The sequence below is a fragment of the Amycolatopsis vancoresmycina genome (genome assembly GCF_000716785.1).
In the GTDB taxonomy this organism is placed as follows: Bacteria; Actinomycetota; Actinomycetes; order Mycobacteriales; family Pseudonocardiaceae; genus Amycolatopsis; species Amycolatopsis vancoresmycina.
On sequence record NZ_JNYY01000001.1, the window covers coordinates 585,893 to 604,377 of the forward strand.

General features: G+C 72.3%; 21 protein-coding genes. 7 read left to right on the plus strand and 14 right to left on the minus strand.

Annotated features, from left to right (window positions below):
• Window positions 1–63: 63 nt before the first annotated feature.
• The gene (locus OO60_RS02455) at window positions 64–732 is read left to right on the plus strand and encodes a transglycosylase family protein (RefSeq protein WP_003081505.1); all 669 of its coding nucleotides are present in this window, start codon (window positions 64–66) and stop codon (window positions 730–732) included.
• Here OO60_RS02455 and OO60_RS02460 read toward each other — a convergent pair whose 3' ends face one another.
• Both OO60_RS02460 and OO60_RS02465 read right to left on the minus strand, forming a co-directional pair.
• A complete protein-coding gene (locus OO60_RS02460; protein WP_155848888.1) occupies window positions 733–1,881 on the minus strand; it encodes a hypothetical protein in 1,149 nt (382 codons plus the stop codon).
• A gap of 83 nt (window positions 1,882–1,964) precedes the next feature.
• Window positions 1,965–2,744 (minus strand): glycerophosphodiester phosphodiesterase family protein, encoded by a 780-nt coding sequence (locus OO60_RS02465; protein WP_003081497.1) that lies wholly within the window; start codon window positions 2,742–2,744, stop codon window positions 1,965–1,967.
• A gap of 66 nt (window positions 2,745–2,810) precedes the next feature.
• Here OO60_RS02465 and OO60_RS02470 point away from each other — a divergent pair, with 66 nt between their 5' ends.
• Window positions 2,811–3,191: a hypothetical protein gene (locus tag OO60_RS02470; protein WP_003081494.1), complete on the plus strand. Its 381-nt coding sequence runs from the start codon at window positions 2,811–2,813 to the stop codon at window positions 3,189–3,191.
• Between the two features lie 57 nt (window positions 3,192–3,248).
• Here the strand turns inward: OO60_RS02470 and OO60_RS02475 are convergent, their stop codons facing one another.
• The 5 genes from OO60_RS02475 to OO60_RS02495 form a co-directional block, all read right to left on the minus strand.
• Window positions 3,249–4,229, minus strand: a complete 981-nt coding sequence (locus OO60_RS02475; RefSeq protein WP_003081491.1) for a tyrosine-type recombinase/integrase — start codon at window positions 4,227–4,229, stop codon at window positions 3,249–3,251.
• A 545-nt stretch (window positions 4,230–4,774) separates the two neighbouring features.
• Window positions 4,775–5,215: an SRPBCC family protein gene (locus tag OO60_RS02480; protein ID WP_003081487.1), complete on the minus strand. Its 441-nt coding sequence runs from the start codon at window positions 5,213–5,215 to the stop codon at window positions 4,775–4,777.
• 4 nt (window positions 5,216–5,219) lie between these two features.
• Window positions 5,220–5,552 (minus strand): ArsR/SmtB family transcription factor, encoded by a 333-nt coding sequence (locus OO60_RS02485; RefSeq protein ID WP_003081484.1) that lies wholly within the window; start codon window positions 5,550–5,552, stop codon window positions 5,220–5,222.
• On the minus strand, window positions 5,549–5,995 hold the full coding sequence (locus OO60_RS02490) for an SRPBCC domain-containing protein (RefSeq protein WP_003081481.1): 447 nt from the start codon (window positions 5,993–5,995) through the stop codon (window positions 5,549–5,551). Before OO60_RS02490 ends, OO60_RS02485 begins: the two co-directional genes overlap by 4 nt.
• A 31-nt stretch (window positions 5,996–6,026) precedes the next feature.
• On the minus strand, window positions 6,027–6,542 hold the full coding sequence (locus OO60_RS02495; RefSeq protein ID WP_003081478.1) for a GNAT family N-acetyltransferase: 516 nt from the start codon (window positions 6,540–6,542) through the stop codon (window positions 6,027–6,029).
• Window positions 6,543–6,585: 43 nt separating this feature from the next.
• Between OO60_RS02495 and OO60_RS02500 the strand changes: the two genes are divergently transcribed.
• Complete coding sequence (locus OO60_RS02500) at window positions 6,586–7,149, plus strand: cupin domain-containing protein (protein ID WP_033260710.1); 564 nt, start codon at window positions 6,586–6,588, stop codon at window positions 7,147–7,149.
• On the opposite strand, the gene OO60_RS45710 is transcribed toward OO60_RS02500, so the two are convergent.
• A complete protein-coding gene (locus OO60_RS45710; RefSeq protein ID WP_003081472.1) occupies window positions 7,133–7,744 on the minus strand; it encodes a TetR/AcrR family transcriptional regulator in 612 nt (203 codons plus the stop codon). The two genes, OO60_RS02500 and OO60_RS45710, sit on opposite strands and share 17 nt — an antisense overlap.
• A gap of 22 nt (window positions 7,745–7,766) precedes the next feature.
• Between OO60_RS45710 and OO60_RS02510 the strand changes: the two genes are divergently transcribed.
• The 3 genes from OO60_RS02510 to OO60_RS02520 are packed head-to-tail and all read left to right on the plus strand — an operon-like array spanning window position 7,767 to window position 10,467.
• Window positions 7,767–8,222 (plus strand): SRPBCC family protein, encoded by a 456-nt coding sequence (locus OO60_RS02510; RefSeq protein ID WP_003081469.1) that lies wholly within the window; start codon window positions 7,767–7,769, stop codon window positions 8,220–8,222.
• Window positions 8,223–8,255: 33 nt separating this feature from the next.
• Complete coding sequence (locus OO60_RS02515) at window positions 8,256–8,861, plus strand: TetR/AcrR family transcriptional regulator (RefSeq protein WP_003081467.1); 606 nt, start codon at window positions 8,256–8,258, stop codon at window positions 8,859–8,861.
• Complete coding sequence (locus OO60_RS02520) at window positions 8,845–10,467, plus strand: acyl-CoA dehydrogenase family protein (RefSeq protein ID WP_003081464.1); 1,623 nt, start codon at window positions 8,845–8,847, stop codon at window positions 10,465–10,467. The genes OO60_RS02515 and OO60_RS02520 overlap by 17 nt, the downstream gene beginning before the upstream one ends.
• On the opposite strand, the gene OO60_RS02525 is transcribed toward OO60_RS02520, so the two are convergent.
• Together OO60_RS02525 and OO60_RS02530 are read right to left on the minus strand one after the other, a co-directional pair.
• A complete protein-coding gene (locus OO60_RS02525; RefSeq protein ID WP_003081461.1) occupies window positions 10,464–10,958 on the minus strand; it encodes a pyridoxamine 5'-phosphate oxidase family protein in 495 nt (164 codons plus the stop codon). The genes OO60_RS02520 and OO60_RS02525 overlap by 4 nt on opposite strands.
• A gap of 81 nt (window positions 10,959–11,039) precedes the next feature.
• Window positions 11,040–11,573 carry a TetR/AcrR family transcriptional regulator gene (locus tag OO60_RS02530; protein WP_003081458.1) on the minus strand — a complete coding sequence of 178 codons (534 nt, stop codon included), beginning with the start codon at window positions 11,571–11,573 and terminating at the stop codon, window positions 11,040–11,042.
• 77 nt (window positions 11,574–11,650) lie between these two features.
• Between OO60_RS02530 and OO60_RS02535 the strand changes: the two genes are divergently transcribed.
• A complete protein-coding gene (locus OO60_RS02535) occupies window positions 11,651–12,862 on the plus strand; it encodes an FAD-dependent monooxygenase (protein WP_003081455.1) in 1,212 nt (403 codons plus the stop codon).
• 206 nt (window positions 12,863–13,068) lie between these two features.
• On the opposite strand, the gene OO60_RS02540 is transcribed toward OO60_RS02535, so the two are convergent.
• Genes OO60_RS02540 through OO60_RS02555 form a run of 4 tightly spaced genes read right to left on the minus strand, consistent with a single transcriptional unit; the run spans window position 13,069 to window position 18,414 of the window.
• Window positions 13,069–14,166 carry an SWIM zinc finger family protein gene (locus OO60_RS02540; RefSeq protein WP_003081450.1) on the minus strand — a complete coding sequence of 366 codons (1,098 nt, stop codon included), beginning with the start codon at window positions 14,164–14,166 and terminating at the stop codon, window positions 13,069–13,071.
• Complete coding sequence (locus OO60_RS02545; protein ID WP_003081447.1) at window positions 14,163–16,664, minus strand: DEAD/DEAH box helicase; 2,502 nt, start codon at window positions 16,662–16,664, stop codon at window positions 14,163–14,165. The genes OO60_RS02540 and OO60_RS02545 overlap by 4 nt, the downstream gene beginning before the upstream one ends.
• Window positions 16,665–16,708: 44 nt before the next feature.
• Window positions 16,709–17,491, minus strand: a complete 783-nt coding sequence (locus tag OO60_RS02550) for an ABC transporter permease (protein ID WP_003081445.1) — start codon at window positions 17,489–17,491, stop codon at window positions 16,709–16,711.
• On the minus strand, window positions 17,488–18,414 hold the full coding sequence (locus OO60_RS02555) for a daunorubicin resistance protein DrrA family ABC transporter ATP-binding protein (RefSeq protein ID WP_003081442.1): 927 nt from the start codon (window positions 18,412–18,414) through the stop codon (window positions 17,488–17,490). The genes OO60_RS02550 and OO60_RS02555 overlap by 4 nt, the downstream gene beginning before the upstream one ends.
• Window positions 18,415–18,485: the final 71 nt, after the last annotated feature.

The following is an 18,485-nucleotide window of genomic DNA, read 5'->3' on the forward strand; positions in this document are numbered from 1 at the left end:
TGTGAGAATGAAGGGCGTCGTGTGTCTGTTGTGGACAACGAGACACGCTTCTACTGTGCTCCCATGATCCGGAACCACCGACGCAGCCCGCTGAGACTCCTGCTCCTCGCGCTCGCCGTCACGGGTCTGCCCCTCACCAACCCCGCCCTCGCCGCCGCCGACCCCGCCCCGACCGCCTGGGCCAAGCTCCGCATGTGCGAATCGAGCAACCGCTACGCCACCAACACCGGCAACGGCTACTACGGCGCCTACCAGTTCGACCTGCCCACCTGGCGCAGCGTCGGCGGCGGCGGCCGCCCCGACCAGGCCGCCCCCGCCGAACAGGACTACCGCGCCCTCTACCTCTACCGCATGCGCGGCTGGCAACCCTGGCAGTGCGCCGGCACCCTCAACCTCACGGGCGACGCCGACGCCCGCAGCAAACGCGTCCCCACCTACGCCGAAGCCGCCTACATCGGCGGCGGCGGCCTCCCCGCACCACCCCCGGGCCCCGGCGGCCCCCGCCCCGCCTGGCCCGGCGTCGTCTACAGCTACGGCGACTGCGCCACCCCGCTCAAGACCTTCCAACTCCGCATGAACGCCTTCGGCTACGGCTTCAGCGGCACCGGCTGCTACTACGAAAAGACCCGCACCGCCGTCCTCGACCTCCAGCGCGCCAACGGCATCAAGGACAGCGGCCTCCTCGGCCCCAAAACCTGGGACGCCGCCTGGACCGGCAAACCACCCCGCTGATCACGGCAGGGGATAGACGTAGTACCCGTCCCCGTCCAGCACGTGGTTCTCCGCCAGGAACCGCGTGAACCGCCGCAGGAACTCCGCCTGCTGCGTGTCCAGCACCGGCCGCACCTGGAACTGCACCCCCGGCGCCGCACCCTGCACACTCTCGTCGAACGGGTACGCCGCACACGCGTTCGTCAACCCACCCGCATGCCGCCACCAGTCCGGCCCCCACGACGACAGGCACTTCGCCTCCGCCGCCGCCCGGTGCGCCTGCCGCGCCGCCACGTCGTAGAACAACCGGTACTGCGGCCCCGTGAACCCCGCGCTCGTCCCGTTCACCCCCGGGAACCCCGGCAGGTACCCCGCCGGCGCCACCGCCCGCACGAACGCCCCCGGCTCCGCGATCGCCGCCTCACCCGCCGAGAAGTCGAACCACGGCCGATACCACGTCCTCAGCACACAGTCCGCACCCCGCACGTACGCCGGATCGGCCTGCCGGGCCACATCACACCGCACCCCGGTCCCGGCCGTCGCCTCGGTCAACGTGTACCGCTCACCCGCCGGCACCTCCGCGGCGAACCGCGCCGTCACCCGGTACTCCGTCCGCAGCTCCGCCGCCACCTCCGGCGACACCCCCGCCGCCGGCGCATCCACCCCGTCCAGCGAAAACACCTCCGTGACGTCCGGCGCCACCTTCCACTCCGCGATGCTCTTCACCACCGGCACCGACGGCCGGTCACACACCCCGCCACCACCGGCCGCCGGCCCGCACGAAATCGTCACCCCCAGCCGCGCCGAGTCCGGCACCCCCGAAATCCGCCAGTTCACGAACCGGTGCGCCACCGCGACCTGCCGCGACTCCTTCAGCACGTTCAACGTCGTGTACACGTACGCCGCCGCCGACCCGTCCACCGCGCACTCCGGCTCCGGACACGCGTAGTGCACGAACTGCATGTCCGAGAACCAGCACGCCCCGTAGACGTTCTTCGCGTAATACCCGTGCTTGATGTCCCGATAGCACTGGCCCAGCGGCAACGGCTGGTCGATCGGCGCGGTGTACGGCTCCGAATTCGGCGGCGGATCCACCGCCGACGCCGGCCCCGCCACCAGCCCCAGCACCGCCAAAACCGCGCACAGCAGCACAACACCACGTCTTCGCATGGATTCCCTCCCCAAGGACGCCCGCACCGGGCGGAAACCCACGCTAGCGAGACCCGGCCGGACCGGTCACTCCGGCGAACAGGTCAAACCGGCCACGCACCCCGCTCGATCAGCACCTCGCGCAACAGGTCCGGCCGGTCCGTCACGATCCCGTGCACCCCCAGGTCCAGCAGCATCCGCATCTCCGCCGGATCGTCGATGGTCCACGTGTGCACCTCGATCCCGGACCGCCCCGCCATCGCCAGGAACGCCTTGTCCACCACCCGCAGCGCCCCCTGCCGCACCGGCACCTGCGCCATCGCCCCCAGCACCAGCCGGCCGAGCGGCAGCAGCGGCAGCTTCCCCCGCGCCCACAACGCGAACGCCGACCGCGGCCCCATCGCCGTCACCAGCTTCGGCCCCGCCAGCTTCCGCAACCGCACCAGCCGCGCATCCGAAAACGCCGCCCCCGCCACCCGGTCGAACGAGTCCGTCCGCTCCAGCACCCGCACGAACGGCTCCACCGCCCGATCCGCCTTCACGTCCACGTTGAACCGCGCGTCCGGCAGCTCCTCCAGCACGTCCTCCAGCCGCGACAACGGCGCCTTCCCACCCACCTTGACGTTCTTCAGCTGCTCCCACGTCTGCGCCGCAATCAGCCCCGCACCGTCCGTCGTCCGGTCCAGGCTCGCGTCGTGGTGCACCACCACCACGCCGTCCGCCGTCGCGTGCACATCCGTCTCCAGGTACCGGTACCCCTCCGCACACGCCCGCTTGAACGCCGGCAGCGAATTCTCCAGCCCCGCCAAGTCACCGAGGTGCCACCCCCGGTGAGCGAAGGCACGGGGGAGCGGATCGGCCAGGTACGGAAACGACGCCTGCATCCCCCAAGTGTGCCCTTCCGCCATGACCCCGGCATGAGCAACCGGTGGCCAGCTAGGGTCTCCCGGGTGAGGGAAGCCGCCGAACTGACCCAGCCGACCACCATCGAACTCGCCCCGGCCCGCCGAGGCGCCCCCAAGCACTGCGGCTGGTGCGGACGACGCCTCCCCGAAGGCGGCAACGTCGGCCGCCGCCGCCGCTACTGCGGCCAGTCCTGCCGCCAGCGCGCCTACGAACGCCGCACCGCCCTCCAGCGCAGCGGCCTCCCCGAAGACGCCGTCGTCCTCTCCGACACCGAAATCGCCGCCCTCCAGGACCGCCTCTTCCAGCTCCGCTGCGCCGCCGAAGACATCGTCACCGCCGCCGACGACGGCGCCGACCCCCGCGAACTCCGCGGCCTCGCCGAAGAGATCGCCCGCGCCGCCAAAGACCTCGAACAACTCCGCTGACCCGGTCGTGAGTGAGAAACAGTGTTCTAACGCTGTTTCTCACTCACGACCCCCGGGTCAGCCCAAGCCGTCCAGCGCCCGGTATGTCCGGTTGCTTGCCGCTGCCGCGCGCTGCTCACGGCCCGTCGCCTCGATGTAGTTCTGGCTCGTCGCCAAACTCGCGTGCCCCAGCAACGCCATGATCTCCGACGCCGTCGCCCCGTCCTCCGCCAGCCGCGTCGCGAACGTGTGCCGCAACGCGTGCAGATTCGCCCCCTCCGGCACCCGGTCGTGCAACCCCGCACCCCGGTAACACGACTTCACCAGGTACTCCAGCGCACCCCGCCCGATCGGCTCACCCGCGCGGTCCAGCAGCAACGGCGAACCGGGGGAGAACCGCACGTTCGGGAACCGCACCCGGCACGACGCCCGGTACCGCTCGATCAGCTCCGCCAGCACCGGCTGCACCGGAATCGACCGATCCCGGCTGCCTTTCCCCTTCACGTGCAACCGCAGCTCACCCGCGCGCCCCACCAGCGACCGCGACGTCAGCGCCCGCATCTCCGCCGCCCGCAAGCCCGCCACCAGCCCCAGCGCGATCACCAGCACATCGCGCTCCGGCCACGGATCCCGCGCCCGCCGCGACCCGGCAGCAGCTGCCGAAAGCAGCTGCTCCGGCGTTTCCTCGCCCCGCAAGGGCTTCGGCGTCAACGCCGGCGTCCGCGGCCGCGCCACCGCCCCCATCGGATTGCCCGCCAGCAACCCGTCGGCCACGCAGAACGTCAGGAACTGGTTCCACGTCGACCACGCGCGCAGCACCGAGCTCTTCGCGTGCCCGTCCGCGAACACCCCGAACACCGACCGCAGCGCCGGCCCGGTCAGGTCGGCGACCTCCAGGTCCTCGGCCGGGCGGCCGAGCTCCGAAACCAGGAGAGTGGTGATCCCGGCGAGGTCCCGGCGGTAGGCGTCGGTGGTGTGCGGGGAGTCCTTGCGGGGACGGCGGGCAGCGAAGAAGGCTTGCTGCGCCTCGGAAACCTTCATGTGGATCTTGTACCGCACGCCACCGACAGTTTCCGCGCCCGGCCGGTCACGCGGTGTTTCATGCATAATTGCCATTATGCATGAAACACCGGTACATCCCGGGATCTGCCCCCTGGGGGATCCGGGTCTCTCCGAAGGCCGATTCCGTCCCGCGAGCCGCCCCTGAGACGCACAACAGGGCATGCGCACACATGTTCGACAGCGGCACGCGACGACTCAGGGGCGGCCGCCCGGTGGGTTCGCGGCGAGAAAGTCGCCGCAAACCGTGCTGCACGGCAACCGTCAGGTCCCACCAGCGCCGCATAGTTTCGTCACCGTGACGTTTTACGGTCGGGTGACTGGACTTCGAACTCACGCCTTCCAGGGGATGCTCTCAAGTCCCTTGAGGCCCAGATTGCCACCCACTCCAAGCCGGGCGGCGGGGAAACCCTGAGAGAAGCCGTCCTGGCGAAGCCGGGACCTGCTCGCGAACAGGCTCACCGCAACCCCGGGTTTCGCGCCCCTCTCGGCTCTCCGCCCAGCATGTCACCAAGTGCCGATAATGTACATTATGTCAAGTAACGTCAGTGCCAGTCGCTGATCATCACGTCCCGCGGTGCCGGGGCGCCTTCCCCGGTCTCGGCGAGCTGCTTCAGGCTCATCAGGTAGATGGCCCACTTCGTGCTGCAGTGGTGCATGAACTCGCCGGCTTCGCGCCAGCCTTCGTGCTTGAACAGGACGATCGTGTGGTCGTCGCGCTGGTCGATGTCCCAGCGGATCGTCGTGCCGATCCACTCGGGCGGGCCGTCGACGACCTCCCAGCGGACGAGCCGGCCCGGGTCGAGTTCGGTGACCTTCATGTCGAAGCCGCCCGGGATGAAGCGGAAGGCGATGACGCCGCCGAGGCCGGTCTCCCCCTCGGTTTTCTCGGTCCACCAGCCGGCCAGGCCGTCGATGGTGGTGAGGGCGGCGTAGACGTCGGCGGGTGTGGTGTTCCGGATGCCGATGCGGTGCAGGATGTCCATTTTGCTACCGGTTCCTTTCGATGGTTTCGGCGATGCGCTTGATGCGGCGGAGGCGGGCGTCCCAGGCGTTGCCGACGTCGGTGAGCTGGGCGACGGCGCGGGCGAGCTGGTCTTCGTCGACGCGGAACTGCTTTTCGCGGCCTTCGGCCTGTGCGTGGACGAGCCCGGCGCGGTCGAGGACGGCGAGGTGCTTGGCGACGGCTTGGCGGGTGACCGGGAGGTGTTCGCTGAGGCTGGTGGCGGTCCCCTGGCCGTCGCCGAGGAGCAGGTCGAGCAGGCGGCGGCGGGTGGGGTCGCCGATGGCGGACCAGAGGTCGTCGTCGACGGTGGTGGTCACCGGGTGGCTCCCACCTCGGCGGCGACGGCGGGCAGGCGGGGCAGGAAGTGGTCCCAGCCGGTGACGTGGTCGGCGTATTCGGCGGCGATCTTGGCTTCGTCCCAGCCGCGTTCGCGGAAGCCGGTTTCGGTCATCCGCAGGCGGGTGCCGGTGGCGGTGGGTTCGAGTTCGAAGACGACGAGGAAGGAGTTGCCGGGTGCGGCGGTCTCCCCTGGTGCGTGGGTCCAGCGGAAGGAGAAGAGTTTCGGGGGGACGGCGTCGACGACGGTGAACCCGACCCAGCTGTCGCCGAAGGCGATGCGTCCCGCTCCCCCGGGTTCGGCGGGGTATTCGGCTTCGTCGGGCCACCATTCGCGGAGGTGCCGGGGGTTGCTGACGACGTCGAAGACGGTGTCGGGGTGGGCGTCGATGTGGATTTCGCGTTCGAGTGTGCCGTGGTCCATGGTGGCTCCTTGTGCAACGTTTGGTTGCGTGTCACGTTAGCTCGGCGGGCGCCGATGTGCAACCTTCAGTTGCGCGTAGGTCTTTCTGGACCCAGGCGACGTCGTGCCAGGCGCCGTGCTTCCAGCCGACGCGGCGGTAGACGCCCGCCGGCTCGAACCCGAGCGCGCGGTGCAGTCCGGCGCTGGCTTCGTTGGGCAGAGTCATGCCGGCGAAGGCGCGGCAGAACCCGCGTTCGCGCAGCCGCTCGAACAGGGTCTCGTAGAGGGCGCGGCCGGCGCCGGTGCGGCGGCGGCCTTGTTCGAGGTAGATGCTCGTTTCGCAGGACCAGCGGTAGGCGGCGCGGGCGGCGAAGGGAGTGGCGTAGGCGTAGCCGGCGATGTGGCCGTGGTCGTCGAGGACGTACCAGGCGTGGGCGGCGGCGATGCGGCGGGCCATTTCGGAGGTGCCGGGTGGTTCGGTTTCGAAGGAGACGGCGGTGTCGGTGACGTAGGGCGCGTAGAGGGCGGCGCAGCCGGCTGCGTCGTGGGTGGTGGCGGCTCGGATCATGGCTCATATGGTAGCTGTGATGACTCGTATAGTATCCACGGTTATGACCGATCCCCTGACTGCCCGCCTGGCCGCCACCGTGCACGCGGCGCGGACGTCCCAAGGCCTGTCGGCGGCCGCGCTGGCCGAAGCGTCGGGGGTGTCGCGGGCGATGATCGGCAAGATCGAGCGGGGTGACGTCCAGCCGACGGCGGCGTTGCTGGCGAAGCTGTCGGCCGCGCTGGGGTTGACGCTGTCGGAGCTGATCGCCCGGGCCGAGGGCGACGAGCGGCGGCTGGCGCGGGCGGCGGAGCAGCCGGTGTGGGTGGACCCGGAGACCGGCTACCGGCGGCGGTCGGTCTCCCCCGCGGCCGGCCGGCCGCTGGAGCTGGTGGAGGTCGAGTTGCCGCCGGGGGTGGAGGTGCCGCTGGTGTCGGGGACGTATGCGTTCCTGCACCAGCAGATCTGGGTGCTGGCCGGGCACCTGCGGTTCCACGAGGGTGCGGAGGTGCACGAGCTGGCCGCGGGTGACTGCCTGCAGCTGGGGCCGGCGGCGGACTGCGTGTTCGCGAACCCGGGATCGGTGCCGTGCCGGTATCTGGTGGCGCTGGTCAAGCGCGCAGGTTAAGGGCGGCGACCGACGAGTCGAGCCAGGCGTCGAGGAACCGGTCCGGGGCGAGGTCGCCGGGGGTGTGCCCGATGAGGACGTCGAGGATCGGGTAGTAGGTCAGGGACGCCACGAGCACCGCGGCGGTGGCTTCCGGGTCGCGCACCGCGGCTCTCCCCTGGTCTCGCAGCGTGGTGAGCCATTCGGTGCCCCGGCGGTAGACGGTGGCGACGACGCCCTGCCACATCTGCTCGAACAGGTCGGGGAACCCGGTGAATTCGCGGATCATCAGGCGGATGAGGTCGCGGTCGGCGGCCATGAACGCCCAGACGACGTCGGCGAGCGTGCGCAGGGCTTCTCGGGGGTCGTCGGGCAGCTGGTGGTCGGCGGTGGCGGCCGTGCTGGTGGCCAGGCGGGTGAGGTTGTCGTGGACGGCTGCCTCGAGGAGGGCGGCCTTGGACGGGAAGTGCTTGTAGAGGGCGCCGCTGCCGGGGTTGAGGCCGCAGGCGGTCTGGATGTCGGCGACGGAGGTGGCGTCGTAGCCGCGGGTGGCGAAGAGGTGGACTGCTTCGTCGAGGATGCGGCGGCGGGTGACGCCGGGGGTTGTCCGAGCCATAGTGAGAAACTACTCTCTTTCTATGGTGGAAGTGACCGTCGAAGAGTTCGTGTCGTGCTCTGCGGACGAGTTCCTGGCCCTGGTGATGGACCCGCGGCGGTACGCGCAGGTCGATCGCAAGCTGGGCCGGATCGACTGGGTGCGCTCCGCGGGCGAGGTCACCGAGTTCCGGTTCCGCTCGGCATTGCCGGGGCTCGGGCCGGGGCCGAAGGTGGTGTCGCGGATGACGCTGACGCCGGGCCGCCGGGTGGACGTGCGGCTGCCCGACCGGCCGGAGAACCGCCTGGCGCGCCGGTTTTCGACGTTCGAGGCGCACTTCGAGTGCGTGCCGGTGGACGGCGGGATCCGGGTGACGCGGCGGATCGCGTTCGGCTTCGCCGCGGTTCTGCGTCCGCTGGTGGAGCCGGTCCTGCGGCGGAGGCTGCGGGCCGATGTCGAGGCGGAAGTGCGCGGCGCCAAGCGGCTGCTGGAGCGTTGACTGAAGCAGTGAATCAGTGCTTCACTTCTTGACGTGCCCTACCGCCGCACCCCGAAGGTGCAGGAACGTCTGGACGCCCAGCGCGAGACGATCGTCGCCGCCGCCACGCGCCAGCTGGCCGAGCACGGCTACGGCGGGTGCTCGGTGGCCGCGGTCGCCGAGCGCGCCGGGGTCGCCGTGGGCAGCGTCTACCGGCACTTCCCCACCAAGGCCGACCTGGTCGTGCACGTGTTTCGGCAGGTGGTGACGCGGGAGGTGGAGGCGGTCCGGGTGGCGTCGGCGGCGGCGGGCGAGCCCGCGGAGCGGGTGCTGGCCGCGGTCGAGACGTTCGCCCAGCGCGCGCTGAAGGCGCCGAAGCAGGCGTACGCCTTGCTCGCCGAGCCGGTCGACGCGCTCATCGATGCCGAGCGCCTGGAGTTCCGGCGCGCCTACACCGACGTCATCGCCGAGCACGTCGCCGCCGGGGTGCGGCAGGGCGTGCTGCCCGCCCAGGACGGCCGGCTGACGGCCGCCGCGCTGGTCGGTGCCGCCGCCGAAGTTCTGATCGGTCCGTTGACCAGCGGAAACGCCGGTGACGTCGCCGAGCTCCGCACGTTCATCCTGCGCGCTCTAGGAGGTTCCGATGCCCGCCACGCATGAGGTCACCAACCAGGTTCCGCCGCTGGCGGGGCACGACGTCGCCGACGATCCGGCGCTGCTGGCCGGGCTCGAGCGGGCCGGGGCGAGCTGGGTGGCCGGCGAGCTGCACGAGCTGGGCCGGCTGGCCGGGAGCGAGCAGGTGCAGGAGTGGGGCCGGCTGGTCAACGAGAACGAGCCGGTGCTGCGCACCCACGACCGGTACGGGAACCGGATCGACGAGGTCGAGTTCCACCCGTACTGGCACGAGCTGATGACGGTCGCGGTGTCGCACGGGATGCACGGCACGCCGTGGCGGGATTCCCGGCCCGGCGCGCACGCGGCGCGGGCGGCGAAGTTCTACGTGTGGAGCCAGGCTGAAGCCGGGCACAGCTGCCCCATTTCGATGACGTACGCGGCCGTTCCGGCGCTGCGGGCGAACCCGGAGCTGGCGGCGCGGTACGAGCCGCTGCTGGCGGCGACCGAGTACGACTTCGGGCTGCGTGAGCCCAGCGGCAAGCGTGGGTTGATCGCGGGCATGTCGATGACGGAGAAGCAGGGCGGCTCCGATGTCCGTGCGAACACGACGACGGCGACGCCGAGCGCGGACGGCAGTTACACCCTGGTCGGGCACAAGTGGTTCACGTCGGCGCCGATGTCGGACATGTTCCTGACGCTGGCGCAGGCGCCCGGCGGGCTGTCGTGCTTCCTGCTCCCCCGCGTCCTGCCCGACGGCTCGCGCAACCCGATCCGGCTGCAGCGGCTGAAGGACAAGCTCGGCAACCGGTCGAACGCCTCTTCCGAGATCGAGTACGACAAGGCCGTCGGCTGGCTGGTCGGCGAGGAGGGCCGCGGGGTCCGCACGATCATCGAGATGGTCAACAACACCCGGCTGGACTGCACACTGGGCAGCGCGTCGGGGATGCGGCTGGGCGCGGTGCGCGCGGTGCACCACGCGACGCACCGGCGGGCGTTCGGCAAGGCCCTGGCCGACCAGCCGCTGATGGCGAACGTGCTGGCGGACCTGGTGCTGGAGGCCGAGGCGGCGACGACGGTGGCGATGCGGCTGGCCGCGGCGGGCGACCGGCCGGGTGACGCGCAGGAGCAGGCGTTCCGGCGGTTGGGGCTGGCGGTGTCGAAGTACTGGGTGTGCAAGCGGGCGCCGGTGCACGCCGCGGAGGCGCTGGAATGCTTCGGCGGCAATGGGTACGTCGAGGAGTCGGGGATGCCGCGGCTGTACCGGGAGGCGCCGCTGTCGTCGATCTGGGAGGGCTCGGGCAACGTCGCCGCGCTGGACGCGTTGCGCGCGATGGGCCGGCAGCCGGAGTCGGTGGCGGCGTTCTTCGCCGAGGTCGAGCTGGCGGCCGGCGGCGACGCCCGGCTCGACGACGCTGTCGACCGGCTCCGCAAGGAGCTGACCGACCTGGCGGGCGTCGAGTACCGGGCGCGGCGGCTGGTCGAGGCGATGGCGTTGGTGCTGCAGGGTTCGCTGCTGGTGCGCCACGGCCACCCGGCGGTCGCCGACGCGTTCTGCGCGTCGCGTTTCGGCGGCGACTGGGGCATCGCGTTCGGGACGCTCCCGGCCGGCGTCGACACGGGAGCGATCGTCGAGCGCGCGGCGGCCGGTTAGCCGACGCGCTCGGCGCGCCGGCGGGCCAGTTCCTCGACCGCGCTGGGCAGGGTGGTCTCGAAGTCGATCAGCTTGGCCCAGGTCGGGGTGACGACGATCCGGACCATGCCGTCGTAGAGGGAGCGCACCTCGCGTTCCCATTCGACCCGCTGTTCGGGGGTCATCTCGTAGCTGCCGTTCAGCTGCAGGTACTCCTCCGGGATGCCGTCGACGACGTCCAGCTCGGCGCGGCCGCGGATGAGCAGGATCTTGGGCGGGTGCACCTCGGTGTCGATGGTGAGGGCGACCGCGGGGTTGGCGCGCAGCGACGCCAGTTTCGGGGCGTTCTTCGACGTGCACATCACGATCTGGGCGCCGTTCCAGGTGAAGGCGATCGGGATCGTGCGCGGGGTGCCGTCCTGGGCGACGTAGGCCAGGCGGGTCAGGTCGCGGGCGAGCAGCTCGCGGCTGTACGGGCGGTTCAGGATCTCGGTGATCTCGTGCTGCTGCATGGCCGTCTCCTCGGGTCGGGCTCGCTGTTGTCCCGGGGACGGAGCCGCCGGCGCGTTCTCGACACGCACGGCCGAACTTTTTCAGCGGCCGAGTGCGTCGAGGGCGCCCTCGACCGCCGCGGCCTTGAGTTCGCCGACGGGCACGTCGGGGAACTGCATGCAGACGTCCTGCAGGCCGCCGAGGGCGAGGATCGCGCGGGCCTGCTGGGCGACCGTCGGCGAGGGGCCGCAGATCAGCTCGGTGAGCCGGGTGCGCCAGCCCAGTACCCGGTCGATGAGGCCGAGGTCGGCCAGGGTCGGCATCTCGGCCAGCAGCATGACGACGTCGGCGCGGTGGCGGTAGTTGAAGTCGAAGAAGCCTTCGATCAGCTCGCGCACCGGGGCGTCGCCGCGGGCCTCCTGGTCGAGGAGGAACTGCTCGCCGTCCTCGAGCATCGGCTGGACGATGCTGCGGACCAGGTCGTCGCGGGACGGGAAGTGGTAGTAGAGGGCGGGTTTGGTGATGCCGAGGCGGTCGGCGATGTCCTGGAGGCTGGTGCGCTGCACGCCCTGGGTGGTGAACAGGTCGCGGGCGACGTCGAGGATGCGCTGTTTGGTGTCGGAGGGCTTCGGCACGGCCCCAGCATAACTGACTTAACGATAGGTAAGGATCCGTGGTACAACTTACCTACCGTTAAGTCAGGGAGGTACTCATGCGGATTCTCGTCTCCGGCGCCAGCATCGCGGGTCCGGTGCTGGCGTACTGGCTCAGCCGGCACGGCTTCGACGTCACCGTCGTCGAGCGCGCCCCGGCGCTGCGCAAGACCGGCGGCCACGCCGTCGACCTGTTCCGGCCCGCCGTGGACATCACCGAACGGATGGGCGTGCTGCCGCGCGTCACGGCGCTGGCCACCGGCACGACCCGGATGACGCTGCACCGCGAAGGCAGCCGCCGCCCGATCCGGGTGGACCTGGCGAAGGTGTTCCAGGCCGCCTCCGACCGGCACGTCGAGATCATGCGCGACGACCTCAGCGAGATCTACTACGACGCCGGCCGCGACGACGTCGAGTACCTCTTCGGCGACACGATCACCGCCCTCTCCCCCGACGGCGACGTGACCTTCGAGCACGCCCCGCCCCGCCGGTTCGACGTCGTCGTCGGCGCCGACGGGCTGCACTCCACCGTCCGGCGCCTGGTCTTCGGCGAAGAAGCCGGGCTGACCCGGTTCATCGGCGCCTACCTGGCCGTGCTGTCCCTGCCCGACACCCTCGGCCTCGACGGCGAGGCGGTCACCCACCTCGGCGCCGGCCGCACGGTGTCGCTCTACAGCGCCCGGCACATGAGCGACGCCCGCGCGGTGTTCCTGTTCCGCCGCGACCGGGAACTCGGCCACCACCACCGCGACCTCCCGCGGCAGAAGGACCTGCTGCGCGAGGCGTTCGCCGGGATGCACCCGCAGGTCGACGGCTGGCTCGCCCGGCTGGACGACGGCGGCCCGTTCTACTTCGACTCGATCACCCAGCTGCAGCTGGACACCTGGTCCCGCGGCCGCGTCACCCTGGTCGGCGACGCGGGCTACTGCCCCGGACCGGCCGTCGGCGGCAGCACCAGCCTCGCCGTGCTCGGCGCGTACGTCCTGGCCGGCGAACTGGCCGCGGCCGGCGGCGACCACACGCGTGCCTTCGCCGCCTACGAACGGGAGATGGGCGAGCTGGTCCGCCGCAGCCGGGCGTTCGCCGTCGGCGCCTCGCGCAGCCTGATCCCGGCTTCCCGCGCGGGCACCTGGGCGCTGGCCCGGGGCGGCCAGCTGGTCTCGACGTTGCCGGCCGGGCTGACGCGGGCACTGGCGAAGCTGAACTCCGCGGGCGTCCGCATGCACGACTCGATGCAGGTCAAGGACTACGCGGTACCGGCACCGGCCTGACGCTGGAGGGGACCGCCGCGCGCGAAAGCCCCCTCCAGCCCGACAGCGGATCTTCGGTCACCGGCGGAAACCGGGCGGGCGCGCGGAAGAGAACCCGCGCGCCCGCACCCCCAGTGGCCCGGCGGAACCCGCCGTCGGGGGACAGGAGACAACGAGTACCGCGCTGGATACCGGGAGTCGAACGGGATTTCCGCCCCGGCCGCACCTCACCCCAGCAGCAACCCCGGATCGCTCTCCGGCGCCCCCGCGGGCCACCACGTCTCCCCCTCGAGCCGGTACGGGTGCCAGCGGCCCCGCCGATCCAGCCGCAGCTGGACCGCCCCGACCGTGCACCGGTTCCGGTCGAACACCGGCTCCGCCGCCGCCACATCGACCAGCGCCGCCCGCGCCGCCGCCACCACCGGCTTCGGTGGTGCCCACGTCGACTCCAGCACCTCCAGCCCGTCCGGCCCGCCGTGCGTCCACGCCGCGACCGCCCGCGAGAACTCCGCGCCCGAGTCCAGCCGCTCCGCCACCGGCGGGAACTCCGCCGCCAGCCGGACCGCGTCGTGGCGCCGCGGAGGCCATGGCTGTCCCGCCAGCAGCGCCCGGGCCCGGCCCGCCGCGTTCGAAGACAACAAGGCGAACGCCTCGACCGGCACCCCCGGCGCAGCCGGGATCGACGGTGCCCCCGTCGGCCGGAACCCGGCCAGGTCCGGCACTTCGCCCGGCGTCCGATCCGTGGACGCGAAGAGCTCAGGCGGCGCCGTGCGGCTCGACAGCTCCGCGCGGATCTCGCCTTCGCCCTTGCCGCGCATCAGCAGCAGCACGAACGGGTCCGCGTCGAGCAGCCACGACGCCTGGAACGACAGCGCCGCCGCGTGGCGGCAGGGCAGCTCCCACCCCTCGCAGTCGCACTCCGGGTCGAGGTCGCCGATTCCCGGCAGCAGGTGGACGCCGACGTCGGCGGCCGCCTCCACCAGGTCGTGCGGCATGTCGCGGTCCAGCAGCGCCGCCAGGTGCCCCGCGCGGGCGGCCACCCGGTCGAAGAACCGGGTCCAGTCCGCTTCGGACAGTTCCGCCAGCCGCAGCGCCGTCCGGTACGGGCCGCCGTCGGCGTCGTCGACCGCCGCCGCGATCCGGCCCGGGCTCACCGTGATCGGGCCGACCAGCCCGGCCGCCGCGTACTTGCGGCCGCGCTTGAGCTGCCGCAGGTCCAGCGCGGTGTCCTCCATCGCGCTCACCCACGCCCGGCCCCACCAGGACCGGGCGAACCGCCCGCCCGCCCCGAACGCCGGGAACCCGCGTACCCGGTCCTCGCTCATCCGCGGCTCCTCAGCTCGACCAGCTCCGCCAGCTCGGTGTCCGACAGTTCCGTCAACGCGGCCTCCCCGCCGGCCAGCACCGCCTCGGCCAGCGCGCGCTTCTCCCGCAGCATCGCCGCGATCCGGTCCTCGACCGTCCCCTCGGCCACCAGCCGGTGCACCTGGACCGGCCGGGTCTGCCCGATCCGGTACGCCCGGTCGGTCGCCTGGTCCTCCACCGCCGGGTTCCACCAGCGGTCGAAGTGCACGACGTGGTCGGCGCGGGTCAGGTTCAGGCCCGTCCCGGCGGCCTTGAGCGACAGCAGGAACACCGGCACCTCGCCGTCCTGGAACCGCCGGACGAGGTCGTCGCGGCGGGCCACCGGTGTCCCGCCGTGCAGCAGCTGGGTCGCGATCCCGCGTCCGGCCAGGTGTCTCTCCAGCAGCCGGGCCATCGCGACGTACTGGGTGAACACCAGCACCGCGCCGCCCTCGGCGAGGATCGTGTCCAGCAGCTCGTCGAGCAGCTCCACCTTGCCCGACCGCCCGCCCGGTTCTTTCAGGTACTGGGCCGGGTGGTTGCAGATCTGCTTGAGCGCGGTCAGCAGCTTCACGATCCGGCCGCGCCGGGCCATCCCGTCGCTCGCGGCGATGCCGGCCATCATCTCCCGCACCACCGCCTCGTACAGCGCCACCTGGTCCGCGCTCAAGCCCACCGGCCGGTCGGTTTCGGTCTTCGGCGGCAGCTCCGGCGCGATCCCCGGATCGGATTTGCGGCGCCGCAGCAGGAACGGCCGCAGCAACCGGGCCAGCCGCTCCGCGGCACCCGGGTCGCCGGCCTCGATCGGCCGCGCCCAGCGCGCCCGGAATTCGCTCAGCGAGCCCAGCAGGCCCGGTGCGGTCCAGTCGAGGATCGCCCACAGCTCCGAGAGCGTGTTCTCCACCGGGGTCCCGGTCAGCGCCACCCGGGCCGCCGCGGGCACCAGCCGCAACGCCTTCGCGGTGCCCGACCGGTGGTTCTTGACGTGCTGGGCCTCGTCGGCCACCAGCAGCCCCCACCGCACCCCGGCCAGCGGCGCCGGATCGGTGCGCAGCGTGCCGTAGGTGGTCAGGACGAACCCGTCGAGGTCCTCGAGCGACCGGGCGCTGCCGTGGAAGCGCCGGACCGGCACGTCCGGGGCGAACCGGCGGATCTCGCGCTCCCAGTTGCCCAGCAGCGACGCCGGGCACACCACCAGCGTCGCCCCCGCCGCCCGGTGCAGGTGCAGCGCGATCAGCGTGACGGTCTTGCCGAGGCCCATGTCGTCGGCGAGGCAGCCGCCGAGCCCGAGACCGGTGACCGTGGCCAGCCACTGCAGCCCGCGCAGCTGGTAGTCCCGCAGCTGCGCGGCCAGGCCGGGCGGCGGCGCCTGGGGTTGCGGTGGCGCGGACAGCCGTTCCCGCAGCCGCGCCAGCCAGCCGTCGGTGACGACCTCGATCGCCTCGCCGTCGACCTCGGTGGTGCCCGAGAGCACGACGCCGAGCGCGTCGACCGGGTTCAGCGGCTTCAGCGTCCGTTCCCGGGCCTTCGCCGCCAGCGCCGGGTCCACCAGGACCCACCGGTCGCGCAGCCGCACCACCGGACGCCGCGCCTCGGCCAGGGCGTCCAGTTCGGCCTCGGTCAGCACTTCGCCGCCCAGGGCGAGCTGCCAGTCGAACTGCAGTGCGCGGCCGCCACCGAAGAACGACGGCAGGTCACCCGGGTCGTCCCCGCCGCGGACCACCGCCCGCGCGGTCATCGCGCCCGCCAGCTCGGCCGGCCAGTGCACGTCGATCCCGGCCGCCGCCAGCCGCGGCGCCGCCGACGCGACCAGCTCGGTCACGTCGTCCTCGCCGAGGGCCAGCGCGTCCGGCACCGCCGAGGTCAGCAGCGGGCCCAGCGCGGGCCACACCTGCGCCCCCCGCCGCAGCGCCAGCACCACGTCGATGCGAGCCCGCGGCCCGAACCGCCCGGTCTCCCACAGCTGCGCCGCGTCGGCGACCTGCCCCGGCTCGGCGAGGCTGTGCACCTGCACCACGGCGTGGAAGCGGCCGGCGTCGAACCCCTCCGGCACTTCCACCCGCAGCGACACCCGCACACCCGAGTCCAGCCCCGCGGCCAGTTCGCCGGCCCAGTCCCGCAGCGAATCCGCGCGCTGCGGTGCCGTGGCGGCGAACAACCGCGTCCCGGCCGCCTTGGCCGCGGCCGGGGTACGGGGCAGCGTGTCGGCGACGGCGTCGAGGAACGCCCGCAGCAGCGGCCCCGGCGCACGCTCGTCCGGCGGCATCGCGGCCGCGAGGTCCCGCAGCCACGCGGCTTCCGCCGGTTCGAACGGCCCTGCCCGCCAGGCGTCGTGCCCGGCGTCGGTGACCCCCGGCAGCAGCCGTCCCGCCGCGACCAGCCGCAGCGCGGCCTGCGCCGCGGTCGCCCAGAACGCGTCGGCACCGCCCAGCAGTTCCGGCAGGCCGTCCACGATGGACAGATCACGGCCGTCGACCACCAGGCGCCCCGCCCGCGGCGGCTCACCCGGTTCGAAGTGGACGTTCAGTTCCCCAGCCTCCCGTACCGTCGCACCGCCAGCGGTACGAACACCGCCAGCAGCACCAGCGGCCACACCACCGCCATCGGCACCGCGTGCGCGCTCACCCAGGACGTCCCCGCCGCGCCCGGGTTGCCGAACAAAACCCGCGCCGCCGTCACCGTGGAGGACAACGGGTTCCACTCCGCCACGGTTCCCAGCCACGCCGGCATCGTCGAGGTCGCCACGAACGCGCTGGAAAGGAACCCGAACGGGAACTCCAGGGTCTGCGCCAGCGTCACCATCGCCGGATCCGACGTCAGCAGCCCCAGGTGGATCCCCGCCCACACCAGCGCGGTGCGCAGCAGGAGCAGCAGGCCGAGCGCGGCGAGGGTCTCGCCCAGGCTGCCGTGCGGGCGCCAGCCGACGGCGAACCCGCAGCCCAGCAGCACCGCCAGCGCCAGCACGGCGTTCAGCAGGTCGGCCGCGACCCGGCCGGTGAGCACCGCCGACGGCGCCATCGGCAGCGACCGGAACCGGTCGGTGACGCCCTTGGCGGCGTCGTCCAGCACCGCGATCATCGTCCCGGACAGCCCGAACGCCATCGTCATCGCGAACATCCCCGGCATCAGGAACTCGCGGTAGGAGCCGCCGCCGGGCACCGTCATCCCGCCGCCGAGCAGGTAGGCGAAGATCAGCACCATCAGGATCGGGAACGCCACCACGGTGGCCAGCCGGGCCGGGCGGCGGGCCAGCTGCGCGAGATACCGCTGGGTCAGCGTCCAGCCGTCTTCGATCGCCCACCTCATCGCGCCACCCCCGTCAGCTCCAGGAACACTTCGTCCAGCGTCGGGTGCCGCAGCGCGATGTCGGCGAACGCCAGCTCGGCCGCCGCCAGCGCCCGCACGACGTCGGCCAGCATCGACGGCTCGGCCTGGGCGCTGACCCGCAGCTCCTCGGTCACCGGCTCGGCGCCGGTGACCCGCGCCAGCAACGCCGCCGCCGCGCCGAGCGCGTCCGGATCGGTCAGCAGCAGCTCGATCCGGGTCGCCCCGAGCGAGCCCTTCAGCTCGGCCGGGGTGCCTTCGGCGATCACCCGGCCGTGCTCGACGAGGGAAATCCGGTCGGCCAGCCGGTCGGCCTCCTCGAGGTACTGCGTCGTGAGCAGCACGGTCGTGCCGTCGGCGACCAGCGAGCGCACCGCCGCCCAGACCTCGATGCGGCTGCGCGGGTCGAGCCCGGTCGTCGGTTCGTCGAGGAACAGCACCCGCGGCGCGGCCAGCAGTGACGCGGCGAGGTCCAGCCGCCGCCGCATCCCGCCCGAATACGCCGACACCGGCTTCGGCCCGGTGCCGGCGAGGTCGAACCGCTCGAGCAGGTCGTCGGCGCGGCGGGTGGCCTCGCGCCGGCCCAGGTGGTGCAGCCGGCCGAACAGCACCAGGTTCTGCCGGCCCGACAGCAGCTCGTCGAGGGCGGCCTGCTGCCCGGCCAGCCCGATCGCCGACCGCACCTTCGCCGGTTCGGTGGCGACGTCGAAGCCGGCGACCGTGGCGTGGCCGCCGTCGTGCCGCAGCAGCGTGGAGAGCACGCGGACGGCGGTGGTCTTGCCCGCGCCGTTGGGTCCCAGCAGGCCGCACAGGGTGCCGGCCGGGACGGAGAGGTCGAACCCATCGAGGGCGTACGCGTCGCCGTAGCGCTTGCGAAGTCCCTCGGCGTGGATCTGCGGAGTCATCGAGCCCCTTAACTCTGTACATTGTACGAAGAAGAGGTTAGCACAACTCTGTACGTTGTACGAGAATAAGG